General features: G+C 69.1%; 1 protein-coding gene. It reads right to left on the reverse strand.

Annotated elements, in window-relative coordinates; all coding sequences use genetic code 11:
• Positions 1-765: PPE family protein (locus tag WU80_RS24790; protein WP_156371897.1), on the reverse strand; the 765-nt coding region annotated here is incomplete at its 3' end.
• Between the last annotated feature and the right edge of the window lie 3 nt (positions 766-768).

A 768-nucleotide genomic window follows, 5' to 3' on the forward strand; every position in this document is an offset into this window, starting at 1 on the left:
GTAGTTGTTCGTGGGGGTGGGCAACCCGCTTTGCAGGAAGTTCTGGATGGCGCTGGTCAGCCAGGTGAACGGCCCGGGCGGTGTCGTCGCGGCGGTGCTGGCCTGCTGCACGGCGGCGGCTTGCGGTGCCAGCGCGGCGACCTGGGTGGCGTTGGAGGCCACCGTCTGGGCGGTGTTGCCCGCCGGCTGAGTGGCCGCCTGGCTCACCGCCAACGCCTGATCGGCCAACCCATCAGGCGTGGTCGTGTTGGGCGGCGCGGCAAACGGGGTCAACTCCGAGGCCGTGGCCGAGGCCGCCGCATACCCATACATCGCCGCCGCGTCCTGGGCCCACATCTCCATGTACTGAGCCTCGGTCGCCATGATCGCCGGGGTGTTCTGACCAAAAAAGTTCGTCGCGACCAACGTCGCCAACAACACCCGATTCGCCGCAATCACCGGCGGCGGCACCGTCATCGCAAACGCCGCCTCAAACGCCGCCGCGGCCGCACGGCCCTGACTGGCCGTCTCCTCGGCCAACCCCGACATCGCCGAGAGCCAACTCACAAACGGCACCACCGCGGCCACCATCGACGCCGACGCCGGACCCACCCACGGCCCACTGGTCAACTCCGAAACCACCGAGCCATACCCACTGGCCGCCGTCGCCAACTCCGCGGCCACCTCATCCCACGCCGCCGAGGCCGCCATCAACGACCCCGAACCCGGACCCGCATACATCCGCCCGGAATTCACCTCCGGCGGTAACGCCCCGAAGTCAAACACCTG

Source organism: Mycobacterium sp. UM_11, assembly GCF_001414075.1.
Taxonomy (GTDB): domain Bacteria; phylum Actinomycetota; class Actinomycetes; order Mycobacteriales; family Mycobacteriaceae; genus Mycobacterium.